The sequence below is a fragment of the Alicyclobacillus tolerans genome, from assembly GCF_048984885.1.
GTDB classification, from domain to species: domain Bacteria; phylum Bacillota; class Bacilli; order Alicyclobacillales; family Alicyclobacillaceae; genus Alicyclobacillus_I; species Alicyclobacillus_I tolerans.
In genome coordinates, this window is record NZ_JBMGNK010000002.1 from 2,287,899 (window position 1) to 2,310,916 (window position 23,018).

The following is a 23,018-nucleotide window of genomic DNA, read 5'->3' on the forward strand; positions in this document are numbered from 1 at the left end:
CGTCCGCCATTCGTTGCAAATCCATGTGAACGTCTCGCCTACTGGACGTTGTCTGAAGGGATTATACGAATCCGAGTATACTTGTGTCAATGTTTCCAAAGGTCAACGAATAGTCATCGCTGTTAATTTTTTCATCACTCTTCCTTCTGTTGTTTTGTCGTGAATATTTTGACAAAATCCAAAGGAAAGATTCTGCATCTGCTCATCGGAGGTCTGCATCTTCCATTCTGCAGCGGCGTGAAAACCTTGCTGCCATTTGCTGTCGAGTTTTCTCGTCACCATCTCCTCCTCCATTCCAAGTATGGTTGAGAAAAGTTTTACCTAGTCGGCAAATTGCCATACGAAAGTTACAACAATAAAATCGTCTGCCCAAACTCCGCAAATTGTGATAGCCTGAGGGCTGGTAAATTGTTTTGGGGAGGATCATTGTGTCACATCTTACTCGCGAACGAGCACAGACAAAATTTTGGTTTGAACGAGCAACGGCAAGTATTCTTGGCGGTGTTAACAGTCCATCGCGTTCCTTTAAGTCAGTTGGTGGTGGAACACCTATTGTCATGCAAAAGGGTAACGGTAGTCGTTTTATCGATGTTGACGGACAGGAGTATATTGATTACCTTGCTGCCTACGGACCTTCTATTCTAGGTCACGCTCATCCCGTCGTCATGGACGCCATTCGTAAAGCTACTCAAGACGGCATACTTTATGGAACACCTTGCCCGGCAGAAGTAGAATTTGCAGAAACACTGCGTCAAGCGATTCCTGATTTAGAACGTCTGAGATTTGTCAATTCCGGAACAGAAGCAGTCATGACCACCATTCGTGTAGCACGGGCTGTAACGGGAAGAACTAAAATTATCAAATTTGCTGGATGTTACCATGGACACTCTGACGCTATGCTTGTTGCTGCTGGAAGCGGCCCATCTTCTATAGGCGTGCCGGATAGTGCAGGCGTAACCGCAAATACGGCGGCCGAAATTATTACGGTTCCTTTTAATGACTTATCATCTCTGGAAAAAGCACTTGCATGCCATGGAATGGAAATTGCTGCCGTTTTAGTGGAACCCATTGTAGGGAATTTTGGTATTGTAGCTCCTGAATCTGAAAATTATTTACAAAAAGTGATTGACATATCACACCAACACGGCGCTTTGGTTATTTTTGACGAGGTGATTACAGGTTTTCGTTTCCACTACGGTTCAGCAGCGCAACTTTATGGGGTTCACGCTGACCTCTACGCACTTGGTAAAATTATTGGCGGCGGACTGCCAATTGGCGCGTATGGGGGCAAACTCGATATCATGAATCAAGTAGCTCCACTCGGTCCAGCTTATCAAGCAGGTACTATGGCAGGTAATCCTTTATCCATGAAAGCGGGTCTAGCTTGTTTGAGTGTGTTAAAAACACCAGGCATCTACGAAAGAATGGAAGACCTAGCCAAACGATTGACTCAAGGTATTCTTGAACTAGCCCATCACTATCATGAAACAATTACAATCAATCGTGTGGGGGGAGCCTTTACCATCTTTTTTGGTTCTCAACCTGTTCGCCAGTATGCAGACGCTGAAGCGACGGACGGCGTAAAATTTGCCCAATTTTTTCACGAATTGATTCAAAGAGGAATTTTTATTGCTCCTTCAAAATACGAGGCTTGGTTTGTTTCTGCTGTCCATACAGAAACCGATATTGAAGAAACATTGCAAGCGGTGGATGAAAGCTTTCATGCTATGCAAAATACACAATGATTTTATTTATGCTGGGAATGGGCTGTGCACCTAATGGTAAACAGCCCTTTTATTGAATCCAGACATCTGCAAGTTGAGAAATCAAATCTTCTTTGCTTTTATAGCCAACCATACGGCGAAATAATGAACCTTGAAGAAAGATCAGTAGACTTGGAACAGCTTGAACACCGTAGCGATTGCAAAAATCTTCCTCTTTATCCGCCTGAATGCGGGCCCAAAAAAATTGGTCCGGACACTCTTTTCTAACTTCGTCCACTACTTTTCGAAACAGTTGTGACGCTTCACACCAATCAGCGTCAGCCAATAAAAAAAGATGACTATGCTTAACCGCCAAGACAGACACGTTTTCCGAGGTAATACAGTGTAACTCTGTCAAACAATGAACCCCTCACTTCGCGAACAATCATTTTAGCCATTCTTTTAATATTCTTTATAAAATGCGATTCTTTATAAAATGCGTCATTGAGGCCGCATTTTTGTATCCTTATGTTCAGTTTACTACACGATCTCCTGATTGGTAGACCTGCGAAAAGAAACATACGCCAAAAAGAGCAAGAAGATGATGATGAAGACAAATATAAAGAACCAGTGCGGGCTATGACGTACTACCGGGATCGACAGCAGTGGCATGACAAAATAGAAAATAGAGGCAATCCAGAGCATCCAGGCGTAAAGTCCGCCATAAAGTCGATACATGCCATATAAGAAAGCGGCAGCCGCCAAGGTCAGTGAACCTGTCAGAAGAGCGTCTGTTGTTAGCGACCATGGTGTCATCCAAATGCCCAGTGCTGGCACCCAAGTGGATTGAAAGACCATAGCACCTGTGATATTGCCTACTGCCAAACTATCTCGCGATCGGCGAATCCACATCACACTGTTCAAAGTTTCCGGCAACTCTGTAGCAAGCGGAATCAAGAGAGCAGATACAACAAATGCGGGTAATCTCCAGACGCTTGCCATGTGTTCTACCGCGTTGGTCAAAAAATGGGCACCGCCCACTATGCAAGCAATTGATAAAAATACCTGAAGAACAATATGTGAAAGTTTCGGTTCATCTTTAGAAAAAGATAGGTACAAAGCGTGTAGATCAGGCTCTTCTTCGGACGCTATGGGTTTGTCACGCAAAGTTCGCCAGACAAACAGAGCATATAGAAACACGAGCAAGAGCGCGCTCAGATGATGTACCCATACAATCGGCACACATCCCGCAACCATAGCGCAAATATAGGCACAAATAAAAAAGCCCATGTCACGCATAAACGATTTCTGTTCAATCGAAAGGGGTAAACGAATAGTTCGGTTACGGGAACTGAGCAAAGCGAGTGCCATGACTAAGGAGCCTAAGGTTGAGAGCAAGAATGGTGCACCAAGAATGCCGCCAATTCCTACATCCGCCGCTTCTTTCGATGTGCCAAACAAAATGGCTGTCACAGGCACTGCCGTCTCAGGAAGAGCAGTACCTATGGCTGCCAATACACTGCCGACTGCGCCTTGGCCAAGCTGAAGTTTAACGCCTAGCCACTCAATCGCGTTGGTAAACAGTTCTGCCCCAAACAATATCATCGCCAGCGCAAACAGAGTGGTTACTGCAGTCACTTTTTCCCCTCCCCACGCCCTGTCCCAATTATTTTTACGTGGGGAGGAACCAAACTAGACCAAAGATATTCGTGATTTAGGACAAACGATTCCAATCCTTAAATAGCCAATCATCCAATGCGACCTCCGGTTCAACGATGACAGCAATCCACTGATTGTCTTTTGAGAAAATACGAACGCCACCTTCTGCACCAAACAAACTGGCTTCCATGGACATACTGACACCCAACTCTCTCCGCAATTGTCGAGCCGCCATCCAATACTGACGAAGTGTGGTCATCAGCGCATCATCATAAGGACGATCGGATGCAACGACACGCTGATTGCGAACCATTACCCACCCTAACACGCCCGGTATGCGTGCCAATTTTTTGCACACTAAAGCGGATTCATCCAGGTCGCCCGATTCTTCAATGACCGTTGCAGGCGACAATTTCTCCGCTTGTAATACCGCATGTATACCTTGCTCATCTTTGGATTTTTCCTTGTTAAGATGGACTGAATATTTTTCCTGCCATACATTTCCGTTGTTGATTGAATGTTCTAACGGGTACGCTCGCGCTGATGAACGCTTTTGTTGGGTATCGCGTTGACGCCATATGGATAAATTGACAACACCAAGTACCAACACAAGCAAGACGATAATTCCCAAAATCCACCCCAACAGGTTGTGCATTCTTAAACCTCCCGAAGCAGATGGTTTGAATCACAAAAAGACCTTTTTGAACTCATCAATCTGCAGTTAATCACGGTTCCTTCTTATTGGTAATTTCTTTCGTTGACCCTCGTCAAGCCTGGAATACGCCATAGCCACTGAGGACGTAAGCGCCATATGCAAAAAGGTAATAAACAACAGGCAACAGCAAAATAAAAAATCACAAACAACACCCATTCTGCATTTCCAGAATGTACAGCATTCTCTAATTCAGCTTCAATCCAGAGCGGATTGAGCGACAAAAAAAACTGTCCGTAGCGAGCGACATCAGCGTCCACCGGATTCGAAGCAAGAGATTGAAGCCCTAAGCCAATGGAGCCTGTGATAAAAATCATAAAGGAGACCGTAGCATAGGACAACACCGTACTCCAACCAGAACGCAAAGCAACCGTAGACCACATGACCGAGATCGTCGCAATTATAAAAATCGTAAACAATTGAAAAACAAGCACTGCCAGGACTTCTTGCGGAACAGCACCACCAAACAGGAAAACTAAACTGTACAGTGGTAGAGAAGCCAGCAAAAGAAGATATTGAAGCGCGCTCGAAGCAATAATTTTTCCGAATAAAATGGAAAAAGGAGAAAGCGGCGTGGTCAACAAAACAGCCAATGTTCTCCTTTCTCGTTCACCGCTTATTGTCCCTGCCGAAAAAGCGGGCGTTAGAAAAGCGACAATAATCATCTGAATCAGTGAGAGAATCGTAAAGACTTGTTGACTTCGCGCTGGCTGAAAAAGATAGAGCTGCCCCTGTACATTCTCGTATAGAAGAAAAAAAGTTAGTATGCCCATACTGGCCACATATCCTGTAACTACAATAGGCGCCCTGGAAGTTCGCATACGTTGTCGAAACTCTTTCAGCAATATCGGATTTTTCATGCGCTCCCCCCTTCTTCCCGTTCACTGGTGAGGCGTAAAAATAACGCCTCAATGTCAGTTGGCCGTTCTGCAAATTGACTTACCCTGACGCCCCTTCGCAACAGTTTAAGCAACAATTCTGATTGCTCTTCAAGTGTACCTTGGTAGATAACTTCTACTCCTTCAGGAAAGTAGGTAACCGAACTCACCTCTGGCACATCGCGCAAAGCCTGTTCAAGTACATGCTGTGAGGACTTGGTGGCAATCCATAACGTACGTTGTGAACTACTGTGTTGAAGCATGACAGACACAGACGCAACTGCAGCAATTTGACCACGTCGCAAAATACCAATTTCATCCGCAAACTCCGCTAATTCATACAAAATATGAGAAGAAATAACAACCGTTTTTTTCAATGCTTTTAGTTCCTTGAGTACGCTGCGCAATTCAATACGCGATCGTGGATCAAGCCCTGAGGCAGGTTCGTCTAAAATTAAAACGGGTGGATTGTGCATTAAGCATCTAGCAATTTCCAATCTTTGCTGCATACCTCGTGACAAGGCGTTGACATAAGTGTGCCGCTTGTCCACAAGCTGTACTCGCTCTAATAAATCCTGCCGACGTTTTTGCATGACAGCACGCGGTACAGCGTAACAATCCGCATAAAATTCCAAATACTCATCTACACTTAAATCGTCATATACACCAAAGCTGTCCGGCATAAACCCGATGGAACGGCGGACATCCGAAGGATGGCGAACCACATCGTAACCGTTGATAACCGCCTTACCTGATGTTGGCGTAGACAATGTAGCCAACATAGATAAGGTTGTCGTTTTACCTGCGCCATTTTCACCAACCAACCCAAAAACTGTTCCCTCTGGTACATATAAATTCAACTTATCTACCGCTGTAAATCGGCCAAATTTCTTGGTCAAATGTTGGGTTTGTATCATACAAACGGCCCCCCCGAATCTGTGGAAACCGTGGTGTATTGACGAATGAGCACAAGTGTTTCTGCTGAAGCCACTTTCTGTCGATTAGACACCATTGGCAATGTAGGAATACGTGCACTCGTACTGGCAATAAGCATAGCCATATTGCCCGAACTATCATCGTCTGTCCAATTTTCAGAACTGACAAATTGAATCAGGCTCCTGCCAATACTGTGAGTAATGGTATGGTTGTAATTACTATAAGCAAATAACCAATTACTGTAATTTTGTGCCGATTCTACAGCGCGGTCCACACTCTTGGTCTGCCCGGGCGAAAAATTCCCCAGATTATACAATCTGCCTTGCCAAAAAAGCGCGACATCATGTAATGGATAAGGGGTATTATTGGTTACTGCTCCAAGTAGCAGTCCAAAGGAAGAAGATAAAGTACAGCTCAAACTACCTTGTTTAGAAAGTGTATCTACCGCATAAAGATAACGCACGCTCCAACGAGGTGAAGTTCCAAAACTTACGAGAGTATGATTTGCTTCGTGCGTGATCAAATTTGTATTGAGATTCGTACTATTGCTCGGTTCCAATGTAAGCGCAAAAGTCCCAGGCGGCAAAGCAAAGGTCATCTGATTACGAAAGGGCGACATCAATGCTTGCATACTATACGCCTGCCCAATCCCATTACCTGTTAACTCTAACACCCCAACAGCCTCATTTAACAATCCTGGTGGACGAATCGCCAAACCAAACGTGTACATACCAACTGTCACAACTAATGCAATAGAGGGTAGAAAAAACCAAGCCCAAGCTGCTCTTCCAGATTTTCTTAGCCAGGTGAAGAGAAGTGGGCCAATGACCAACAAATAAAGCAAAAAAACCATAGCCCAAAATTTGAGCGAGGGTACGCGCATAGGCGACAAAGCGTCGCGTACTGAAGTCAGTGACAAGACTCCATTCGGACTTAAAGGCTTCACCAAAGCAGATTGCCCAGGAAGAGTACTGTTGCGTAAAATCGTCGTCCAAAGTGCCGGATTCCCTGACCAAGCGAGCAAAGTTCCTTCATTGGGAGAAAAGGAAGTCTGCCAAATCTCACCACGTCCCAATAATCGACTGGCAATAAGCGGTGTGTTGCCTTCACTCGCCCATTCCTCTGCTGAACGAGAAATGCCATTCGCAGCAACCGTCAAATTCCCAGAAGGAGGTATAGTGTTGGTGAAAGCTCCCAGACCATCCGCAGATACTTTTTCTTCCTTTCCGGGTTTAATGGGTAAAATTCCTCGCCAGTCTGAAGCGGTACCGTGGGTCCCAGTCACTACCAATAGTCCACCGAGTTGCACCCATGTAATCAAAGCCTCTGTTTGAGCCTGTGAAAGTTTAGCCAATAAGTCAGGGGAAGCAGCCACAGCTCGAATTCCGCCTAGCGCGCCAGCAGTTTCCGGAAAAGTAGAAAGGGAGACGACAACCGGCTGTACAGGATTCACGCCATCGCTACTGCCTGTCCAATAAGCAGCAGTTTGCAGAGAATCTGAGATTACAGAGACCAGAGCTACATGTCCGAGCGCATTTCCACTTAAAAACGTGGAAGCGATACGATTGCCGTTGTATAAAACGAGATCGACCTCAGCTCCATTGACTACATCTCCCGGCAGGCTGATTTGTTTGATCACGTTCTGATTGGCCGGTAATTCAATCGGCCATTGAAATGTACCTATAGCGTTGGTGTTGTTTCCCATAGATTGGTTGATACTCACTTTTAATACCGCTGATTCAGCAGGACCTTGATGAGAAATGCGCAATGTGACAGGAACCCAGTCGTCTTCTGCAAAATAACCAGAAAACCCCACCGATGCTGAAAGGCTTGTGCCATTTGCCGCCAAAGCAACAGGAATACGCACAGAAAACGTCGTAATGACGACTGCAAAAAACAGCAAAAAAGAGACAAGAACCTTGTGTCTCCAAAATCCAACGTTTTGTTTCCAAAATTGATAAACCATCCTAACGCACCCAATCCATTTGCTGAGTCATCACTACTCCAGCCATTGCCAAAGCTATATCACGTTGCTCAAACTGTTTGCAATAAATAGTTCAATTTTGATAGCATTCTGTCCTTTTTTCTATACTTTATAAAAGTGTAAATCTAAAACCCAGATTTGAAGCATCTTCTCTGTGACAAAAAATACGTTGCTTTTAGATATGACTCACATGGATTGCGGGATATTTTGCTCTTCGCCAGCATATGTTCCCTGCTTTAGCCACCAGGAAAAAACTATAAAAGAGAAAGCGGCAAGCAATGAACTGACTGTCGCCGCCAAAAGGATTGGTGAAATTCCTTTTTGATCAAACAAATAGCCAAAATACGGCGGTCCAACCAAGCGTCCAACCGTTCCCACACTACCTACTACTCCAAGATAAAAAGCAGCATTGCGACCAGTCGTCTGGGTGATGATGGCAGGCACAACAGGACTCATGAGCATTTCTCCAAAAGTGGCTATAATCATCCCCATCATAAGCCAAATATAAGGAGAGTGCCTTATCCATATGACAGAAAACCCGCAAGCGTAAAATAGAGCGCTTGCAATCAGTCGCGAATTCAGTGACTTGGTGAGCCAACGATTCAACATGGACGTAAAGGGCTGACCTAAAAGAATAACCAATCCGTTGACAGTCCACAGCCAACTATACATACTCGGTGGTTGCCCATGTTGATTGAGATATGGAGCAGCACCAGAATTCCAGGCAGATGTGGCTAAATACGTCAAAAGACTGCCAATAGCCAAAAAGAGATAGAGACGCATGTTTAAGAGCAAACTGAAAAGACTGCTTTGTTCACCAGCTTGCCCAGAGAACGGTATGAATTGATCGAGCGAAAGCCCAAGCTTGCGTAGATATTGATAAAAAAATAAAGCAAAAAAAATGGTAGTAAGCCCATTGAAAAGAAAGGTTAAATTAAACGAAATAGAAGCAAGGAGGCCCGCCAGAGAAGTACCTACTGCTACTCCTATATTGTTGCTCACATACATCAGGTTAAACAGCTGGTTACGATGCTGTGGCCAACGGAATCCAACAAACGCATTGACGGCTGGCATCGTTGTCTGATTCAAAAAACCTATGATCATCATCGCAATCAGATAAGGAACCCAAGCCTTGGCAAATATCAGGCTAAACTGGGCGAAACCGGTCATCAGAAGTGAACCTACAATCAGACGTTTGGGTCCAACTTTTTCATAAAGCGCCCCACCAACAAACTGGCCTAATACCCCCATCAGCGCTTGCAAAAGTAGAGCAAAGCCAGCTTCAGCATAGTTGCGATGCAGCACATTATGAACGTATATCGTTATCAGTGGCCAGAGTAGCGATGAGCCAATAGAATTGACAAGACTCGCTGCTACAAACGTATACGATTCGCGAGGAACCGCTTGTTTCCATCGTAAAGTTGCCTGACGATTGTCCATAAAATCGATTCTCCCAATTTGAATCATAAGTCCCTACAGATTCCATTAACCGCTAGAATGGGTATCAAAAAAGTGAGCCCGTTTGGCGCTCACTCATTATAACAACTTATAGCAACGTTTTGACTTTCCTACGAACCATTTCACTTATAAATCATTTCTGGTTATTCAAATAAATGGCGAATTCCGCTGCAAGAAACGCCGCTTTGCGCCGCATGCCTGAATCCAGCAAGCTACGCGCAGGCTTGGGATTCATTTCAATCATCAAAGGATTTCCTTTTTCGTCTATTCCCATATCAAAACCTACCAAGCCGATAAAAGGTTTTTTTCTCTCCATCATCCGAGCAATTTCAAAGGCAGCCTGCTGCATAGGTTGGATTGAAATTTCTTTTCCTTCTGCATGTGCTGCATTTTGGATTTGAAGCAAAGACACGCGTTCGCCGCCAGCAATGACGTTTGTGACCACTCCATCCTTTGCCGCCCACTTAGGTACGATACCGACCAATTTCCATTCCCCCTGCAAGTTACGCTGCAAAACCACACGGAAATCAACTTTCCGTTGCTCAATCGTTAACAGATTAATTCCTTCCTGCAACAGATGCGGTCGTCGAAGTCGGGTTGTGACCCAATCCCGTAATTTGCGTTCATCCATCTCTTTACGCACTTGCGCAATACTTCCTTGTGAACGATCCCAAGCTACGGCAAATCTATTGTGTCCCAATTTGCGGACACGAGTGACTCCAACCCCCCCATATCCACCTGTCGGCTTGATGTAAACTGTATCCCAATGCCGCAAACGATCCAGCAATTGTTCAGTCGATTTCAACTTTTCTGTTTCTGGAATGTATTTGTCTAAACCAGACGACCGCATCCACTCCGCCATACGCCACTTGCCTGGCAATACTGGATTAAAAAGAGGTATCCCCCGCAAAGTTGCCTGACGTCTCAGTTCATCTGAATATCCGCGAATATTCAAGTGGACAAAGATATTTTCATAAATTACACTAGGCAACGAAACCTCTTTTTTGCTCCAATGTCCATAGGGTGCACGTTTTGAAACAGGAAAATAAGCTTCCATTTTTTCTGCTTTCCAATACGCTTGAGCCGGATCGAACAAACAAACTTGTGTTCCATATTCGGCTGCCCGCTCAGCTATTTGACAATAAAAAGAGGCGGGGCGAATGTGACCATCTGCTTGTTTTCTGCATCCTGTGGTGGTGGCAACGCCAATCACCGGTTGATTGTTGAGCATTGAGAACCCACACTCCGTTTCGTACCGTAGCCGTCACATCGCCACAGTATATGCAGAGGAGTGTTGTTGAGGAGAGTCAGTAAATAGAAGCCAACTTTGTCGGTGAACCTATTTTTTAAGGAGGATTTTCATGCTTCGTCATGTCTGCAAAGGCAAGCTACACCGAATTACCGTCACACAGGCGGATTTAAATTATATGGGCTCTATTACGCTCGATCCGCTGTTAATGAAAGCGGCCGACATTCGCCCACATGAAATGGTTCAGATTACTAATTTGCAAAACGGAACTATCTGGCACACTTATGCCATACCAGGTACAGAAGGCGCTGGTACTGTCTGCCTCAATGGTCCTCCGGCTCGGCATTTTCAACCGGGTGATACGATTATCGTGCTTTCTACAGCATGGATTTCCGATGAAGAATGGGATTCACTGGAGGCCAAAGTCGTTTTTGTTGATGAGCAGAACCACATTCAATCAATAGTCCGCCATCATCCATGGCCACCTGAGTATAGTCTTGATGCTCCGCAAGAGAACTGAACATGTACTTTATCGATAGGTAAAAACTATGAATTTAACCCCGATTCAGTCGTTTAGCAGATGAATCGGGGCCAATTTTTTCATTCATCCCAATATCAATCAATTTGTTTCTGAATACTCCACAGTTACTTTTGTATGAATTCCCCCGCGCACTGTGAAATCTGCTACCACTTTGGCATAGCGCGGTTTGGCAGCAGCCACGAAGTCGTTTAGAATGAGGTTGGTCACGTCCTCGTGATAGTGAGCTTCATTTCGAAATGACCAAAGATAAAGTTTAAGCGACTTGAGTTCAACCAGATGTTCTCCAGGTTGATATTGAATATAGATGGTTGCAAAATCAGGTTGTCCTGTCATAGGACAAAGCGTAGTAAATTCCGGGCAGTCCATTTCTACCGTATAAACACGCGTTGGATGTGGATTAGGAACCACAACCAGTTCACGCGTTGGTTGAGTCAACATACTGCATTCTCCTCTCACAAAGCGTTCCGGACGACAAGATAACAATTTCACTCATCTTGAAAGTGTACAATCTTTGTACATATTGGTGCGTATTAAAATCTACCGCAACATGATACACGCCACATTTGGTGAAGACAAGTCGTTTTTCACGAGATAGAATAGGTCTTCTACAAATACTCAAGCCAAAGAAAGGTTGGTTCCCACTAAGAATGGACGATGTTATCCAAACGTTTACAAAAACGTTAGCTCCTTATGTTTCCCTGAATTTTCTCAAAGATTTTACGCAAAGTTTATATATGCCGCGCATTCGCGGAGCACGTTTGCAACGGTTTGAAATCGAAACTGCTGAGAAGCCATTAGGAAATCAGCAAATCCCTATATATGCCATGGAAAAATTACCGACTTTACCAGACGAATTGACAACATGGCTACAAAATCAGGTTCCTTGGTGTAAAGATGGATTTTATCTCCCCGAAGAAGTAAAGATAGGTCAGACCCTCGTTCACCAAACTGGCTGCTTCTATGTCCAAGAACCGTCAGCCATGGGCGTTGTTGAAGTTCTGCAGCCTAAGCCAGGCGAATGGATTCTCGATCTGTGTGCAGCTCCTGGTGGTAAATCCACAGCAATAGGAAAAAAATTGCACGGGAGTGGCTGGTTAGTCGCTAATGAAATACATCCTGAACGTGTCACGGTACTCGCAGAAAATTTAGAAAGATGTGGCGTTCAGGCAACCGTTACCCAATCCGATCCTTCGATTCTTGCTGCTGCTTGGCCAGAAATATTCGATGCTATTCTGGTAGATGCACCTTGTTCTGGTGAAGGAATGTTTCGCAAATCTGCGGAGGCACGCCAAGAATGGAATCCAGAACTACCTGCCAAATGCGCCGAACGACAAAAAAACATCCTCCATGAAGCAGTCAAACTGCTCAAACCTGGTGGACGACTTGTTTACTCCACATGTACTCTGAACCCTATAGAAAACGAGTGGATGATAGACTGGCTATTGAAACACTTTCCCTTACGCTTATTGCCGATTAACAACTTACCCAATTGGAGTTTGGGGCTTGATATTCCCGGTATTCATCCGGACATTGTCAAACATGTACGTCGATGCTGGCCTCATTTGCTAGCAGGAGAAGGACATTTTATTGCTCTTTTAGAAAAAGTAGCTCCGTCTCAAACTACATCATTCAATCATTCTATAAAGAAATCACCGCAAAGAGAAAAAACAAAGTCGAACCCAAAGGACTCGACTCATCTATGGCTCGACTTTCTTAACGAAACTTGGCAAGCATCCATACCTGATGAATGGAGATTCCCCATCCAACAGGGAAATGTACTCTTTTCCCAATCTCCATTGCCGAAACCCTTAGTCCCTGTCAAAACCTTGCGCCCCGGTCTTGCCCTGGCGCATCTTCGAGAGGGAAAGCTTATACCTCACCAAGCTCTTGCAAGCGGCGCACATCCTAGCGCATTTGCAAAGTCTCTAGATTTACCGGGGCAAGAAGCTCTGGCTTATTTACGCGGAGAGGCCATGGCTATCTCTACAAATCAAAGGGGGTACCTGCTTTTAACCTGGCTTGATACCGTACCCCTTGGTTTTGCCAAGGCTGTACCGGGGCGACTTAACAATTTGTATCCAAAAGGATTACGCCGGGTACTAAACGGCTAATTTCTTCTATACGCGTTCAACAGTTACGGCAATCCCTTGCCCACCGCCTATACAAAGCGATGCAACACCACGCTTGAGTCCGCGAAGCTGAAGCTCACGGATAAGTGTCAACAATACGCGTGCCCCACTCGCTCCTACAGGATGTCCCAATGCAATCGCACCACCGTTTACATTGGTTTTGTCACGCGGAAGTTGTAAAGCTTTCTCGACTGCTAAATACTGAGCAGCGAAAGCTTCATTAACCTCAAATAAATCAACATCCGACAAACTCCACTCTGCACGTTCCAGAGCAAGCTGAATGGCAGGCACAGGACCAATACCCATGCGTGACGGATCGACCCCCACAACTGCCGTACTTACCAGTCTGGCTAACGGTTGATATCCGTGGGCATCCACCGCCGTATCTGAAGCGATTAAAAGAGCAGCTGCACCGTCATTAATGCCGGAAGCATTACCCGCTGTAACCGTACCGTCCGTTCGGAAGGCAGGACGCAATTTTCCAAGAGCCTCAAGTGTCGTATCGGGACGGATATGCTCATCCTGATCCACTATCATCTCGCCTTTACGCGTATGAACTGGTACACCGACAATTTCTTGAGCCAAACGCCCTGTTGCTTGTGCTTGCGCAGCTCTTGCCTGACTTAAAAGAGCAAATTCATCTTGTTCTGCACGTGTAATCCCATAGTCCTCAGCAAGATTCTCAGCTGTAATGCCCATAGGTAAATCTCCTCGACAATCTGTCAAAATTTCCGACAGCATATCGACTGCTTTCGCATCACCCATACGATAACCAAAACGAGCCTGGCGTAAGACGTAAGGTGACTGGCTCATGGACTCTGCACCGCCGCAAAGCGCTACTTCACTCTCGCCTAGCTGAATACTCGCTGCTGCGGAAACAACCGCTTGCAAACCTGAACCACAGAGACGATTGACCGTTAAAGCAGGTACAGTTTGTTTAACCCCAACGTCTAATCCAATATGGCGAGCTAGGTAAGCTGAACCACCATCCGTTTGAATAACGCTGCCAAAGACAACGTTATCCACATCTTGCGGCTCCACATTCGCTTTTTCCAATGCTGCTTTGGCTGCGATGACACCTAGTTGAGTAGCGCGCACGGTGGCTAACGAGCCGCCAAACGAGCCAAACGGCGTACGCATTCCGTTAAGAATCCAAACGTTTCTTTGACCGCTCATAGTTATCCCTCTTTTTTCACTCAATTTCAATCATTTACTTCTCCATTGTACTGTACTATGGCAAATTAGACGAATTGGCTTTTATTCATTTAAAAACAAACTTTAAACAGGGTCATTTATAAACAAATTCAATGACGATATTGAATATTATTAAATACATTGTTAATATCTCTTCAGGAGGGATTCTATGCCGTACACTTTGCCGAAATCCTGTCCCGCCTGCCATGGCAGTTTGCGTGTGACAGAACTCGCCTGTCCTCATTGCGCAACCCGCATTCAAGGAGACTTTTACGCCTCTCCTTTGTGGAACCTGCGTGAAGAACAACTGCATTTTGTGGAAACATTTCTCCGCTGTCGTGGCAACATACGAGAAGTAGAAAAATCATTAAACATTTCTTACCCAACAGTCCGATCACGATTAGATCAAATTCTTAAAGATCTCGGTTGGACCTCAGAACAAACGTTTCCGGCCACAGAAACCATATCTGTTCTAGAACGCCTGGAGGCCGGTGAAGTTACTGTTGAAGAAGCGTTGGAAGAACTGAGAGGAGAGACAACTGAACATGGCTCAACACGACTCAGAACGCATGAAAATTCTCGAGATGCTCGAAAGTGGTAAAATCAACGCCGATGAAGCACATCGTCTACTGCAAGCAATCGATCAAAAAACTGTCCGCACTTTCACACTGCCGCCTCTTAGTACACACATTGATAAGGCAACACAGGAATGGAAACAGTGGGGTTCCCAACTGAAAACCATTCTTGCCGATTCTATGACCGACTTGCGGCGAAATATCGAACAACAGGGCGAAGAATGGCTATTTTGGCAAAACACCGTCAAAGCCGTTCATGAGTTACATCTGCCGCCATCCATAAAAGATCTCTCTTTCTCTCTGCAAAATGGAGAAGTGCATGTGGAGGGGTGGTCAGAGCCGTACTCGCGTGTCTATATCCATGCTACTATGCGCCAGGCAACTCAAGAAGATGCCAAAACATATCTTGCAGAGTGCCTGGAAAATACTCAAACAGAGAGTTCTAGCCGATTGCGTTTAGCCAACACTCGTGATAAAAATTTACTTTTACGTGCTCATATCGATATTTTTGTACCTAAAAACGTGGAAATGCATTTGCGTATTCACTCTCATAACGGTGCAATTGATGCGCTAAATACCGATGTAAAGACCATGCATGTAGAAACTTTAAACGGGGCGATTATACTGCAGGGTGTAAATGCAGAACAGATTCGATTGGAGAGTTTTAATGGTCGTATCCAGTTGTTTGATTCCATTCATTCCAAAACAGAACATCTTACTGCAAATACCAAAAACGGCAAAATAGAGATTTCAGGTATACATCATCAAGGCAAAGTGTCAGGCACTCTGCGCACATCTGTAGGTTCTATCCAACTTGATGAAACCGAATTTACAGCTGAGAGAGAGCTAGGAGCGTTTAAAAACTCTGTACGTTTTCAACGTCTAATATCCGATACTTCTTCACATACAGAAATTTTCTGTCGCACAAACAACGGTTCAATTGCACTTAGTTCGATATCCAACCCGGGACGAAAATAATCTACGAAATATGTGTTCGTTTAAAATGACGCAAATGGCAGGTAATAGCCCCCACAGTCCTTTACCTGCCTAACGAGGTAAGAAAAAATTCTCTCACGAGTAGCCATCTAAAAACATGGTCTTATTTACTTTCCGTAAATTCAAACAGTGCATGTAAGAATCGATCCACATCGTCTTCATTGTTGTAAAAAGACGGTGCTACACGCAAAACTCGTTCTTTCGCATACAGTTTGACATCGATATCGCGCTGATGAAACATCTGTTGCAAAGCGTCCAAAGAAACATTTCTGGGTAACCGGACGTGAATCAATCCAGCTCGAGCATCTCTGGGGGTAAGAATCTGCCATTCAGGGAGCTCCAATAATCCATCCATGAATCGAGATGTCAATCCAGCAATGCGAGCTTGAATAAAATCGAGTCCTGCTTGAATATGAATGACTTTTAGACTCTCTAGCAACCCAGACAAACGAAGTAAATCTGCATGCAAGTGCTCAAAACGCGCCGCCCCTTCTGCCCATAGATAGCTTCCGTCAGCTGAAAAAGATTGTGCCGAAGAGCCTGCCAAAGACGAGGAACTGACAAACGTTTGAAACATCTCAATTTGCAAGTCAGGTCGGATATACAAGGCTCCTGTTGCATCAGGACCACACAACCATTTATGCCCAGGAAACACATAGAAATCGCAGCCCATCTGACGCAGGGAGACTCTCTCTGCCCCTACTCCCTGCGCACCATCTACCAACAAATAGATACCGTGATCGTGCGCAATTTTGGAAATTTCTTCAACCGGCAAGCGCTTTCCCATCAGATGGGTAACATGTGAAACAACTATCATTCGCGTACGTGGAGTAATCATACGAGTCAGCGATGGAAGCCAATCTTCTTTTCTTCCTGCAGTTGAAAAGCGTTTGATAACCACTCCACGCCTATCCCGCTGGACAAAGAGTGGCAGCAGAACACCTTCATGTTCTAAATCGCTCACAATGATCTCATCGCCTGGTTGCAGCGCTATGCCCCAAAGAATAATGTTGATACCATGTGTAGTACTCTCCGTTAAAGCGAGACTATGACTCGGCACATCCAACATTTGACCGAGCATTTCTTTAATGGTACTTGAAACCCGCTGTACTTCACGAGTATAAACCGTATTCTTTCGACCATTGTGCAACAAATATTCAAGCACCGACTGCATAGCCTGTATGCTGCTTTCCGGCAGAGCGCCATTGGAGCCTGTATTCAAATAGACTTGTTGCTGAACAGCCGGAAAATAGCGCCGTAGAGTATCCGCATGGGCCATCGTTGCCACCTCTTTTCAGGTGCTCCGAAAAAGTCTTTGCCTTTTCGGGAATTTGCTTCATGTTTAAGATGCTTTCGCCGAAGACAGCATGGCCGTTGCACAGAAATGGATCTCTACACGGGCTGCAATTGGTATGCTGTAAACTGTCCAGACATCCCCTCTGCTGACTTCAGTTTGTAAGTAGTAAGGCGATTGGGAATCTTAATCACTTCTTCTATATGGGCAGTTTTCTGCCAAGGAACCACCCAAACCTTATCTCCTTCGATATATTGAATGGTTTCGGTAACTACATCCGTGCCATCATCATAGGCAAGTATATCGTAGCCTCCGGTTACTTCTGTAATGGTGCCGTTGATTTGCGCACTCTCATCTGCGCAAAGGAAAGCAATCACACGTGCCACATCTTCTCCCACAGGCGGTCGGGCTAAAGGATTATCTGATTCGAACACTTCTTCAATCAGCTTACTTTTATTGGCCCCACGAATATCTCCGGGACAAACCATGTTGGCAGTAATGCCATTTTGTCGTTCTTCTCGAGCAATCGATTGTGTCAGTGATGCCAAACCTGCCTTTATGGCCGCATAGGGCGCTCGATAACGCCATCCCACTGCATCTTTAGCACCGGCAAAGCCAATCGTGACGATGCGTCCAAAACCTCGACTCCGCATGCCAGGCAATACCTCACGATAAATCCACAAAAAATTACTCAAGTTGCCATCGAGCAACTTTTGCCAGCTCTCATCCGAATAATCAGAGAGGGGAATTCGTTCAAAAACAAAAGGACCAAAATTGTGAACCAAGGCATCGATCCTGTCAAACGCCTGAATAGCTTTGTGTACCGCTACTACCGTCTCTGCTCGACTAAACAGATCCGTTTCTATCATCATTGCCCGCCGGCCAAGAGATTCAGCTTCTGCAACAAGTTCTTCTGCTTGTTTACGACTCTTGCCATATGTAAAAGCGACATCAAAACCAGCCCGTAACAGACAGCGAACTGTTGCATGACCTAAACCCTTGCCGCCGCTTGTCACAAATGCGACTCTGCTCAGATTACCTCATCTCCTTGCTCTTCACGTTTCCTACCTTGCGCATAGGGTGTCGCGTGAGAAGCAACCCATCAAGCGTCGTACTGCAAAATCTCCACTGATTCCATCATGACTTTTTCTTCCGGTTCACTCATTTCACCTGAACGAGATCGTCTTACAGGTGTAGCCGCTATTTTCAGCACTACATCCATGCCATGAACGACTTTGCCAAATACCGTATAATTCGGTTGGCGGTTTAAATGTTGACATTGAGAGCCGGTACAAATAAAAAATTGCGAGCCATTTGTATTTGGACCAGCATTGGCCATCGCCACTATTCCTGGGCCATAAGGTTCTACAGGCGGCAACTCGTCTCGAAAGCGATAGCCTGGACCACCAGCTCCCGTACCTGTCGGATCACCTGTTTGCACCATAAATTCACGAATGATTCTGTGAAAAATTACTCCATTATAATATCCGTCCCGCGCCAAAGCAACAAAATTATTCACAGTTAAAGGAGTTTTCGAAGCAAACAACTCAATGGTAAATTCACCTTTATTCGTTTTAACGAGAGCTTCATATCGAGAGCCATCTTGAAGTTGCATTGCTGGTGGTTGTTGATAAGATGAAGCCATTTATCCTGTCTCCTTTTGTAGATTACCTCTTTTCACCAGTACACTACCACAGGGCATGCTGATGCGCAAAGTGCCAATCCGTTGCGAAGTCTGTTTTTTGTTTGCGCCTGCTTACATAACTTCGCTAAAATAAGTACAAGGTCTTTTTTCATACCTAAAATAGAGACCTATTCAAAAGAGGGTTCGAGCGCTCATTGAGCATGTTTGACCCCAAAAGTGAGGGATGTCAGCGTTGCTGTATCGCAGATTAGGAAAATCAGGTTTGCAAGTGTCAGAAATTGCGCTTGGCAGTTGGCTCACATACGGAACTGTCACCGAACGTGAAGCATCTATGGCCTGTGTGAAAGAAGCCTACGAGCAGGGGATTAACCATTTTGACTGCGCAAATGTTTACGGCTCTGTGCCACACGCCGCAGAAGTTGTACTGGGTGAGGCGTTGCGACCTTATCCAAGAGAAAGTTATGTACTCACAACCAAAGTTTATTTTCCAATTGGCAAACGCCCTAACGAAAGTGGATTGTCCCGCAAGCATATTATGGCTCAAATCGATGAAAGCTTAAAGTCTCTCGGTGTTGATTATGTCGATATTTTGTATTGCCATCGTTTCGACCCTAACACTGATTTAGAAGAAACGCTTCGTGCTCTGGACGATCTCGTTATAGCAGGTAAAGTCCGCTATGCTGGTATCAGTGAATGGCCCGTCGTGGAAATCGCAAACGCACGCCGCATCCAAAAAGAACTCGGCTTACATAAGCTAGCTGCGAGCCAGCCTGTCTACAACATGTTCCAGAGATACATCGAATCTGATGTCATTCCAGTTTGTGATGAAGCGGGTATTGGACAAGTTGTCTTTTCTCCACTTGCCCAAGGAGTATTGACCGGAAAATATCGAAAAGGACAGCCATTGCCTTCTGGTTCAAGAGCCACAACGGAACGAGTGAGCCATTTTGTAGAACGCTACTTAACTGAGGATAAATTGGCGAAAATTGAGTCTTTGATTCAGGTCGCCAATGATCTGGGCATGTCTTTAGCACAATTAGCGATTGCTTGGGTACTGCGCTTACCAAGCGTAAGTTCTGCTTTAATTGGTGCGTCGCGCCCTGAACAGATTGTAGAAAATGTTAAAGCCGTTGGACGCACTCTGCCAACGGACGCATTGGAGAGAATTGAAGAGATTTTATCCAACTGAATTCGGGGACGAATAGATATGTCAAAAATGGTTCCCATAGACTATGAGGAAGCTTTACAACGTATATTGGAACTTGCAGCTTCCAGCCAAAATGAGGCGGAATCTCTACCTATTGCTCAAGCTTTAGGGCGAATTACAGCAGAAGAAGTTTTCTCGCAGACCCATGTACCTCCATTCCACCGCGCTATGATGGACGGTTATGCAGTCACAGAAGCGGATCGACAAGGCAATCAACCTTTGAAAGTGATGGGGCGATTGGCGGCAGGAGACTGGCCGGCGGAGAAGTTGCAACCTGGTACTTGCTATAAAATTATGACGGGTGCACCTATACCTGAAGGAACAGCTGCTGTAGTTCGTCATGAATGGTGTGAAGTGCTTGAACAGGGAAATATGATTCGTATACTGGAGATTGCAGCTCGCGGTGAATCCATTCAAAACGCGGGGATGGACGGCAAACCTGGAGAACTGTTAATTCCGGCACGCACTCGCCTATACGCTGAGCACTTAGCCATTCTTTCAGCCTTTGGTCAAGAACGGGTAAGAGTTTTCCATAAGCCCCGTGTCAGTATTCTCACTACCGGATCTGAACTTATTTCACCTGGAACGCCGCTTCTACCAGGAAAGATTTATGGCTCTAATGGCATGTTTTTGGAAAACGCTTTGCGGGCCGACGGTGCACACATTGTAAGACACGCTCACATTCCCGACCAGCGTGAAAAATTGCAAGAGGCGATTGAAAATGCCGCCCATACGTCAGATTGGGTTATTCTAACAGGCGGTGTTTCCAAAGGCGATTTTGACTTTGTACCAAGCATTCTAGAAAATATAGCAGGCAAATTATCGATTTCTCGTGTGCTTATGCGTCCAGGTGGACCCTTTGTAGCAGGAAAAGTGAACCAGTGTAAACTGATTGGTCTTTCTGGCAATCCATCTGCTATGTATATCCAGTACCATGTGCTTCTTCGTCCGGCCATTTTGTACAGCCAAAGCGAACAAATCCACCTTTTTGAAACACGTGCGCGACTGGCCGAAGATATTCATTTAAAATCTGTTCCACATGTGCGTTTTTTGCGTTCTAAAGCACGCATCATAGACGGAGTATGGCATGTTTGGCCAAGTGAACAACAGTCACCAGGCTTAGTACGTGGTTTAGCTGACTGTCAAGCTATCATGAAAAGTCAAGAATCTCAGCTAAAGAAAGAAAGTTGGGTAAATATACAAATTCTTCCTCTTGCCTTTTCCTAAAATCACTCACTGAAATATAGCACACTGAATGAAAAATCCAGACCAGCAGCTAACCAAGCTGTCAGGTCTGGATTTCCATGTGATGCAAGGTTTCTCAGCCGCCAAAATTTAAGCTTTGATAGACGCCAATTGCCCTGTCTCTGTCCATTCTCCCGTCCCTTTCGGCAATAGCGTTTGTAATCGAGATTGAAACGCTTGAACAAGCTTCGTTTTTTCCTTCATGTAGGCGTCACTATCTGTAAACCCTTCCTCAGGATGTAAATAGCGCGACTCAATACCGTCGAGAGCAACAGGGATATCCATCATCAAATCATCGTCTCGGCGGTATTCCACATTTGCTAACTGTCCGCTCAGGATCATATCCACTATAGCGCGTGTACTGACGAGAGGCATTCTGCCTGTGCGTGCAATGCCGCCACCAGGCCAGCCTGTATTCAATAGATAAACAGGAACCTGGTGCTGTTGCACACGTTCCATCAGCATTTGCGCATATCGACTAGGAGAATCTGTAATAAAGGGAGCTGCAAAGCAAGCAGAGAAGGTAGGTTCCGGAGCCGTAACCCCCCGCTCCGTTCCTGCTAATTTACTTGTATATCCGAGCAAGAAATGGCGTTTCACATCTTCGGGTTGCAAACGAGCAACTGTGGGAAGCACACCCGTTGCATCAGCAGAAAGGAAAACAATAGCGCTTGGATGGCCTGCTCTCGGTTCGGGAATAGATTTTTCGATAAATTCTAGTGGATAGGCTGCGCGCGTATTTTCCGTCTTTGAATCATCATGATAGAGCGGATGGCGATATTCGTCGTAAACCACATTTTCAAGTACAGTTCCAAAACGAATGGCGCGGTAAATATCCGGCTCCTTCTCTTCTGACAATCCAATACACTTAGCATAGCAGCCATTTTCCATATTAAATACACCATCGTCTCCCCAGCCATGCTCATCATCGCCAATCAACGAGCGCTCAGGATGAGCGGAGAGTGTTGTTTTTCCAGTACCCGACAAACCAAAAAAGAGTGCTACATCTCCATGTTGACCTAACGATGCGCTACAATGCATAGGAAGTACATCACGGCTTACCAAATCATGATGCATTAGTGTAAAAATGGATTTTTTCAATTCTCCAGCATACTCTGTACCACCAATTAAAACAATTCTTTTACCTGGATGAATCACAATAAATGTGGAAGACTGAGTACCGTCTGATTCTGGATTGGCTTTCATATTGGGTACACCATAAACCGTATAGACTGGTTCCGCATCTGGTTGACCCGGCAAAAATAGATTTTGGACAAACAGATTATGCCAAGCAAATTCTGTATAGAAGCGAATGGGTACCGCATATTTAGGATGCTGATTGACAATCGCATCAAATTGATACGCACCTGTATTTTCAAGGTGAAGAATGGCTCGTTGCAATAGACTTTCAAAAACCTCTTCAGATAACCACCGATGCATATCCGGAGGAGCACTAAAACCTGGAGAAGAGACAAAATATTTATCCTTCGGCGATCTTCCGGTAAATTGACCAGTTTCTGCGCATAGTGCACCATTCGACAAAAGTACACCTTCATTTCTGCGAATGGCCTCTTCCACCAATTGAGCGGGTTGCAATTGCTGCGTCCTCATTG

Annotated in this window: 22 protein-coding genes; 7 read left to right on the forward strand and 15 right to left on the reverse strand. The window is 45.1% G+C overall.

The genetic code is table 11. The features are described from left to right. Positions 1–102: 102 nt before the first annotated feature. Positions 103–279: a hypothetical protein gene (locus ACOJUR_RS11595; RefSeq protein ID WP_420950054.1), complete on the reverse strand. Its 177-nt coding sequence runs from the start codon at positions 277–279 to the stop codon at positions 103–105. A 149-nt stretch (positions 280–428) separates the two neighbouring features. Here ACOJUR_RS11595 and ACOJUR_RS11600 point away from each other — a divergent pair, with 149 nt between their 5' ends. Continuing rightward, complete coding sequence (locus tag ACOJUR_RS11600) at positions 429–1,745, forward strand: glutamate-1-semialdehyde 2,1-aminomutase (RefSeq protein ID WP_420950055.1); 1,317 nt, start codon at positions 429–431, stop codon at positions 1,743–1,745. A 49-nt stretch (positions 1,746–1,794) separates the two neighbouring features. Here ACOJUR_RS11600 and ACOJUR_RS11605 read toward each other — a convergent pair whose 3' ends face one another. The 8 genes from ACOJUR_RS11605 to ACOJUR_RS11640 form a co-directional block, all read right to left on the reverse strand. Then, entirely contained in the window at positions 1,795–2,121 is a 327-nt protein-coding gene (locus ACOJUR_RS11605; protein ID WP_420950056.1) for a thioredoxin family protein, read from the reverse strand. A gap of 122 nt (positions 2,122–2,243) precedes the next feature. Beyond that, on the reverse strand, positions 2,244–3,341 hold the full coding sequence (locus tag ACOJUR_RS11610) for a sodium:calcium antiporter (RefSeq protein WP_420950057.1): 1,098 nt from the start codon (positions 3,339–3,341) through the stop codon (positions 2,244–2,246). Between the two features lie 76 nt (positions 3,342–3,417). Beyond that, a complete protein-coding gene (locus ACOJUR_RS11615) occupies positions 3,418–4,017 on the reverse strand; it encodes a hypothetical protein (RefSeq protein WP_420950058.1) in 600 nt (199 codons plus the stop codon). Between the two features lie 83 nt (positions 4,018–4,100). Next, positions 4,101–4,934 carry an ABC transporter permease gene (locus ACOJUR_RS11620; RefSeq protein ID WP_072872633.1) on the reverse strand — a complete coding sequence of 278 codons (834 nt, stop codon included), beginning with the start codon at positions 4,932–4,934 and terminating at the stop codon, positions 4,101–4,103. Beyond that, positions 4,931–5,869 (reverse strand): ABC transporter ATP-binding protein, encoded by a 939-nt coding sequence (locus tag ACOJUR_RS11625; RefSeq protein WP_072872634.1) that lies wholly within the window; start codon positions 5,867–5,869, stop codon positions 4,931–4,933. The genes ACOJUR_RS11620 and ACOJUR_RS11625 overlap by 4 nt, the downstream gene beginning before the upstream one ends. Then, positions 5,866–7,854 (reverse strand): FAA hydrolase family protein, encoded by a 1,989-nt coding sequence (locus ACOJUR_RS11630; protein ID WP_083573961.1) that lies wholly within the window; start codon positions 7,852–7,854, stop codon positions 5,866–5,868. The genes ACOJUR_RS11625 and ACOJUR_RS11630 overlap by 4 nt, the downstream gene beginning before the upstream one ends. 204 nt (positions 7,855–8,058) lie before the next feature. Further along, positions 8,059–9,312, reverse strand: a complete 1,254-nt coding sequence (locus ACOJUR_RS11635; protein ID WP_072872635.1) for an MFS transporter — start codon at positions 9,310–9,312, stop codon at positions 8,059–8,061. A gap of 151 nt (positions 9,313–9,463) precedes the next feature. Beyond that, positions 9,464–10,561, reverse strand: a complete 1,098-nt coding sequence (locus ACOJUR_RS11640) for a YheC/YheD family protein (RefSeq protein ID WP_420950059.1) — start codon at positions 10,559–10,561, stop codon at positions 9,464–9,466. Between the two features lie 130 nt (positions 10,562–10,691). On the opposite strand from ACOJUR_RS11640, the gene panD reads away from it, so the two are divergent. Next, positions 10,692–11,099, forward strand: coding sequence for an aspartate 1-decarboxylase (gene panD / locus ACOJUR_RS11645; RefSeq protein WP_072872637.1), 408 nt, complete (start codon positions 10,692–10,694; stop codon positions 11,097–11,099). 99 nt (positions 11,100–11,198) lie between these two features. On the opposite strand, the gene queF is transcribed toward panD, so the two are convergent. After that, complete coding sequence (gene queF / locus ACOJUR_RS11650) at positions 11,199–11,558, reverse strand: preQ(1) synthase (protein ID WP_072872638.1); 360 nt, start codon at positions 11,556–11,558, stop codon at positions 11,199–11,201. Positions 11,559–11,767: 209 nt separating this feature from the next. On the opposite strand from queF, the gene ACOJUR_RS11655 reads away from it, so the two are divergent. Next, positions 11,768–13,231, forward strand: a complete 1,464-nt coding sequence (locus ACOJUR_RS11655; protein ID WP_420950060.1) for a methyltransferase RsmF C-terminal domain-like protein — start codon at positions 11,768–11,770, stop codon at positions 13,229–13,231. A gap of 6 nt (positions 13,232–13,237) precedes the next feature. On the opposite strand, the gene ACOJUR_RS11660 is transcribed toward ACOJUR_RS11655, so the two are convergent. Continuing rightward, positions 13,238–14,425: an acetyl-CoA C-acetyltransferase gene (locus ACOJUR_RS11660; protein WP_306952782.1), complete on the reverse strand. Its 1,188-nt coding sequence runs from the start codon at positions 14,423–14,425 to the stop codon at positions 13,238–13,240. Positions 14,426–14,612: 187 nt separating this feature from the next. On the opposite strand from ACOJUR_RS11660, the gene ACOJUR_RS11665 reads away from it, so the two are divergent. Together ACOJUR_RS11665 and ACOJUR_RS11670 are read left to right on the forward strand one after the other, a co-directional pair. After that, positions 14,613–15,044 (forward strand): DUF2089 domain-containing protein, encoded by a 432-nt coding sequence (locus tag ACOJUR_RS11665; RefSeq protein WP_072872641.1) that lies wholly within the window; start codon positions 14,613–14,615, stop codon positions 15,042–15,044. Further along, on the forward strand, positions 14,989–15,996 hold the full coding sequence (locus ACOJUR_RS11670) for an SHOCT-like domain-containing protein (RefSeq protein ID WP_420950061.1): 1,008 nt from the start codon (positions 14,989–14,991) through the stop codon (positions 15,994–15,996). The genes ACOJUR_RS11665 and ACOJUR_RS11670 overlap by 56 nt, the downstream gene beginning before the upstream one ends. A gap of 121 nt (positions 15,997–16,117) precedes the next feature. Here ACOJUR_RS11670 and ACOJUR_RS11675 read toward each other — a convergent pair whose 3' ends face one another. The 3 genes from ACOJUR_RS11675 to ACOJUR_RS11685 form a co-directional block, all read right to left on the reverse strand. After that, positions 16,118–17,293, reverse strand: coding sequence for an aminotransferase class V-fold PLP-dependent enzyme (locus ACOJUR_RS11675; RefSeq protein ID WP_072872643.1), 1,176 nt, complete (start codon positions 17,291–17,293; stop codon positions 16,118–16,120). Between the two features lie 113 nt (positions 17,294–17,406). Beyond that, on the reverse strand, positions 17,407–18,324 hold the full coding sequence (locus ACOJUR_RS11680; RefSeq protein WP_420950062.1) for an SDR family oxidoreductase: 918 nt from the start codon (positions 18,322–18,324) through the stop codon (positions 17,407–17,409). A gap of 86 nt (positions 18,325–18,410) precedes the next feature. Then, a complete protein-coding gene (locus ACOJUR_RS11685) occupies positions 18,411–18,953 on the reverse strand; it encodes a peptidylprolyl isomerase (protein WP_203115334.1) in 543 nt (180 codons plus the stop codon). Between the two features lie 232 nt (positions 18,954–19,185). Here ACOJUR_RS11685 and ACOJUR_RS11690 point away from each other — a divergent pair, with 232 nt between their 5' ends. Both ACOJUR_RS11690 and ACOJUR_RS11695 read left to right on the forward strand, forming a co-directional pair. Next, the gene (locus tag ACOJUR_RS11690; RefSeq protein WP_306952774.1) at positions 19,186–20,142 is read left to right on the forward strand and encodes an aldo/keto reductase family protein; all 957 of its coding nucleotides are present in this window, start codon (positions 19,186–19,188) and stop codon (positions 20,140–20,142) included. An 18-nt stretch (positions 20,143–20,160) separates the two neighbouring features. Next, positions 20,161–21,387, forward strand: coding sequence for a molybdopterin molybdotransferase MoeA (locus ACOJUR_RS11695; protein WP_420950063.1), 1,227 nt, complete (start codon positions 20,161–20,163; stop codon positions 21,385–21,387). A 108-nt stretch (positions 21,388–21,495) separates the two neighbouring features. Here ACOJUR_RS11695 and ACOJUR_RS11700 read toward each other — a convergent pair whose 3' ends face one another. Beyond that, positions 21,496–23,016, reverse strand: coding sequence for a phosphoenolpyruvate carboxykinase (ATP) (locus ACOJUR_RS11700; protein WP_165611913.1), 1,521 nt, complete (start codon positions 23,014–23,016; stop codon positions 21,496–21,498). Between the last annotated feature and the right edge of the window lie 2 nt (positions 23,017–23,018).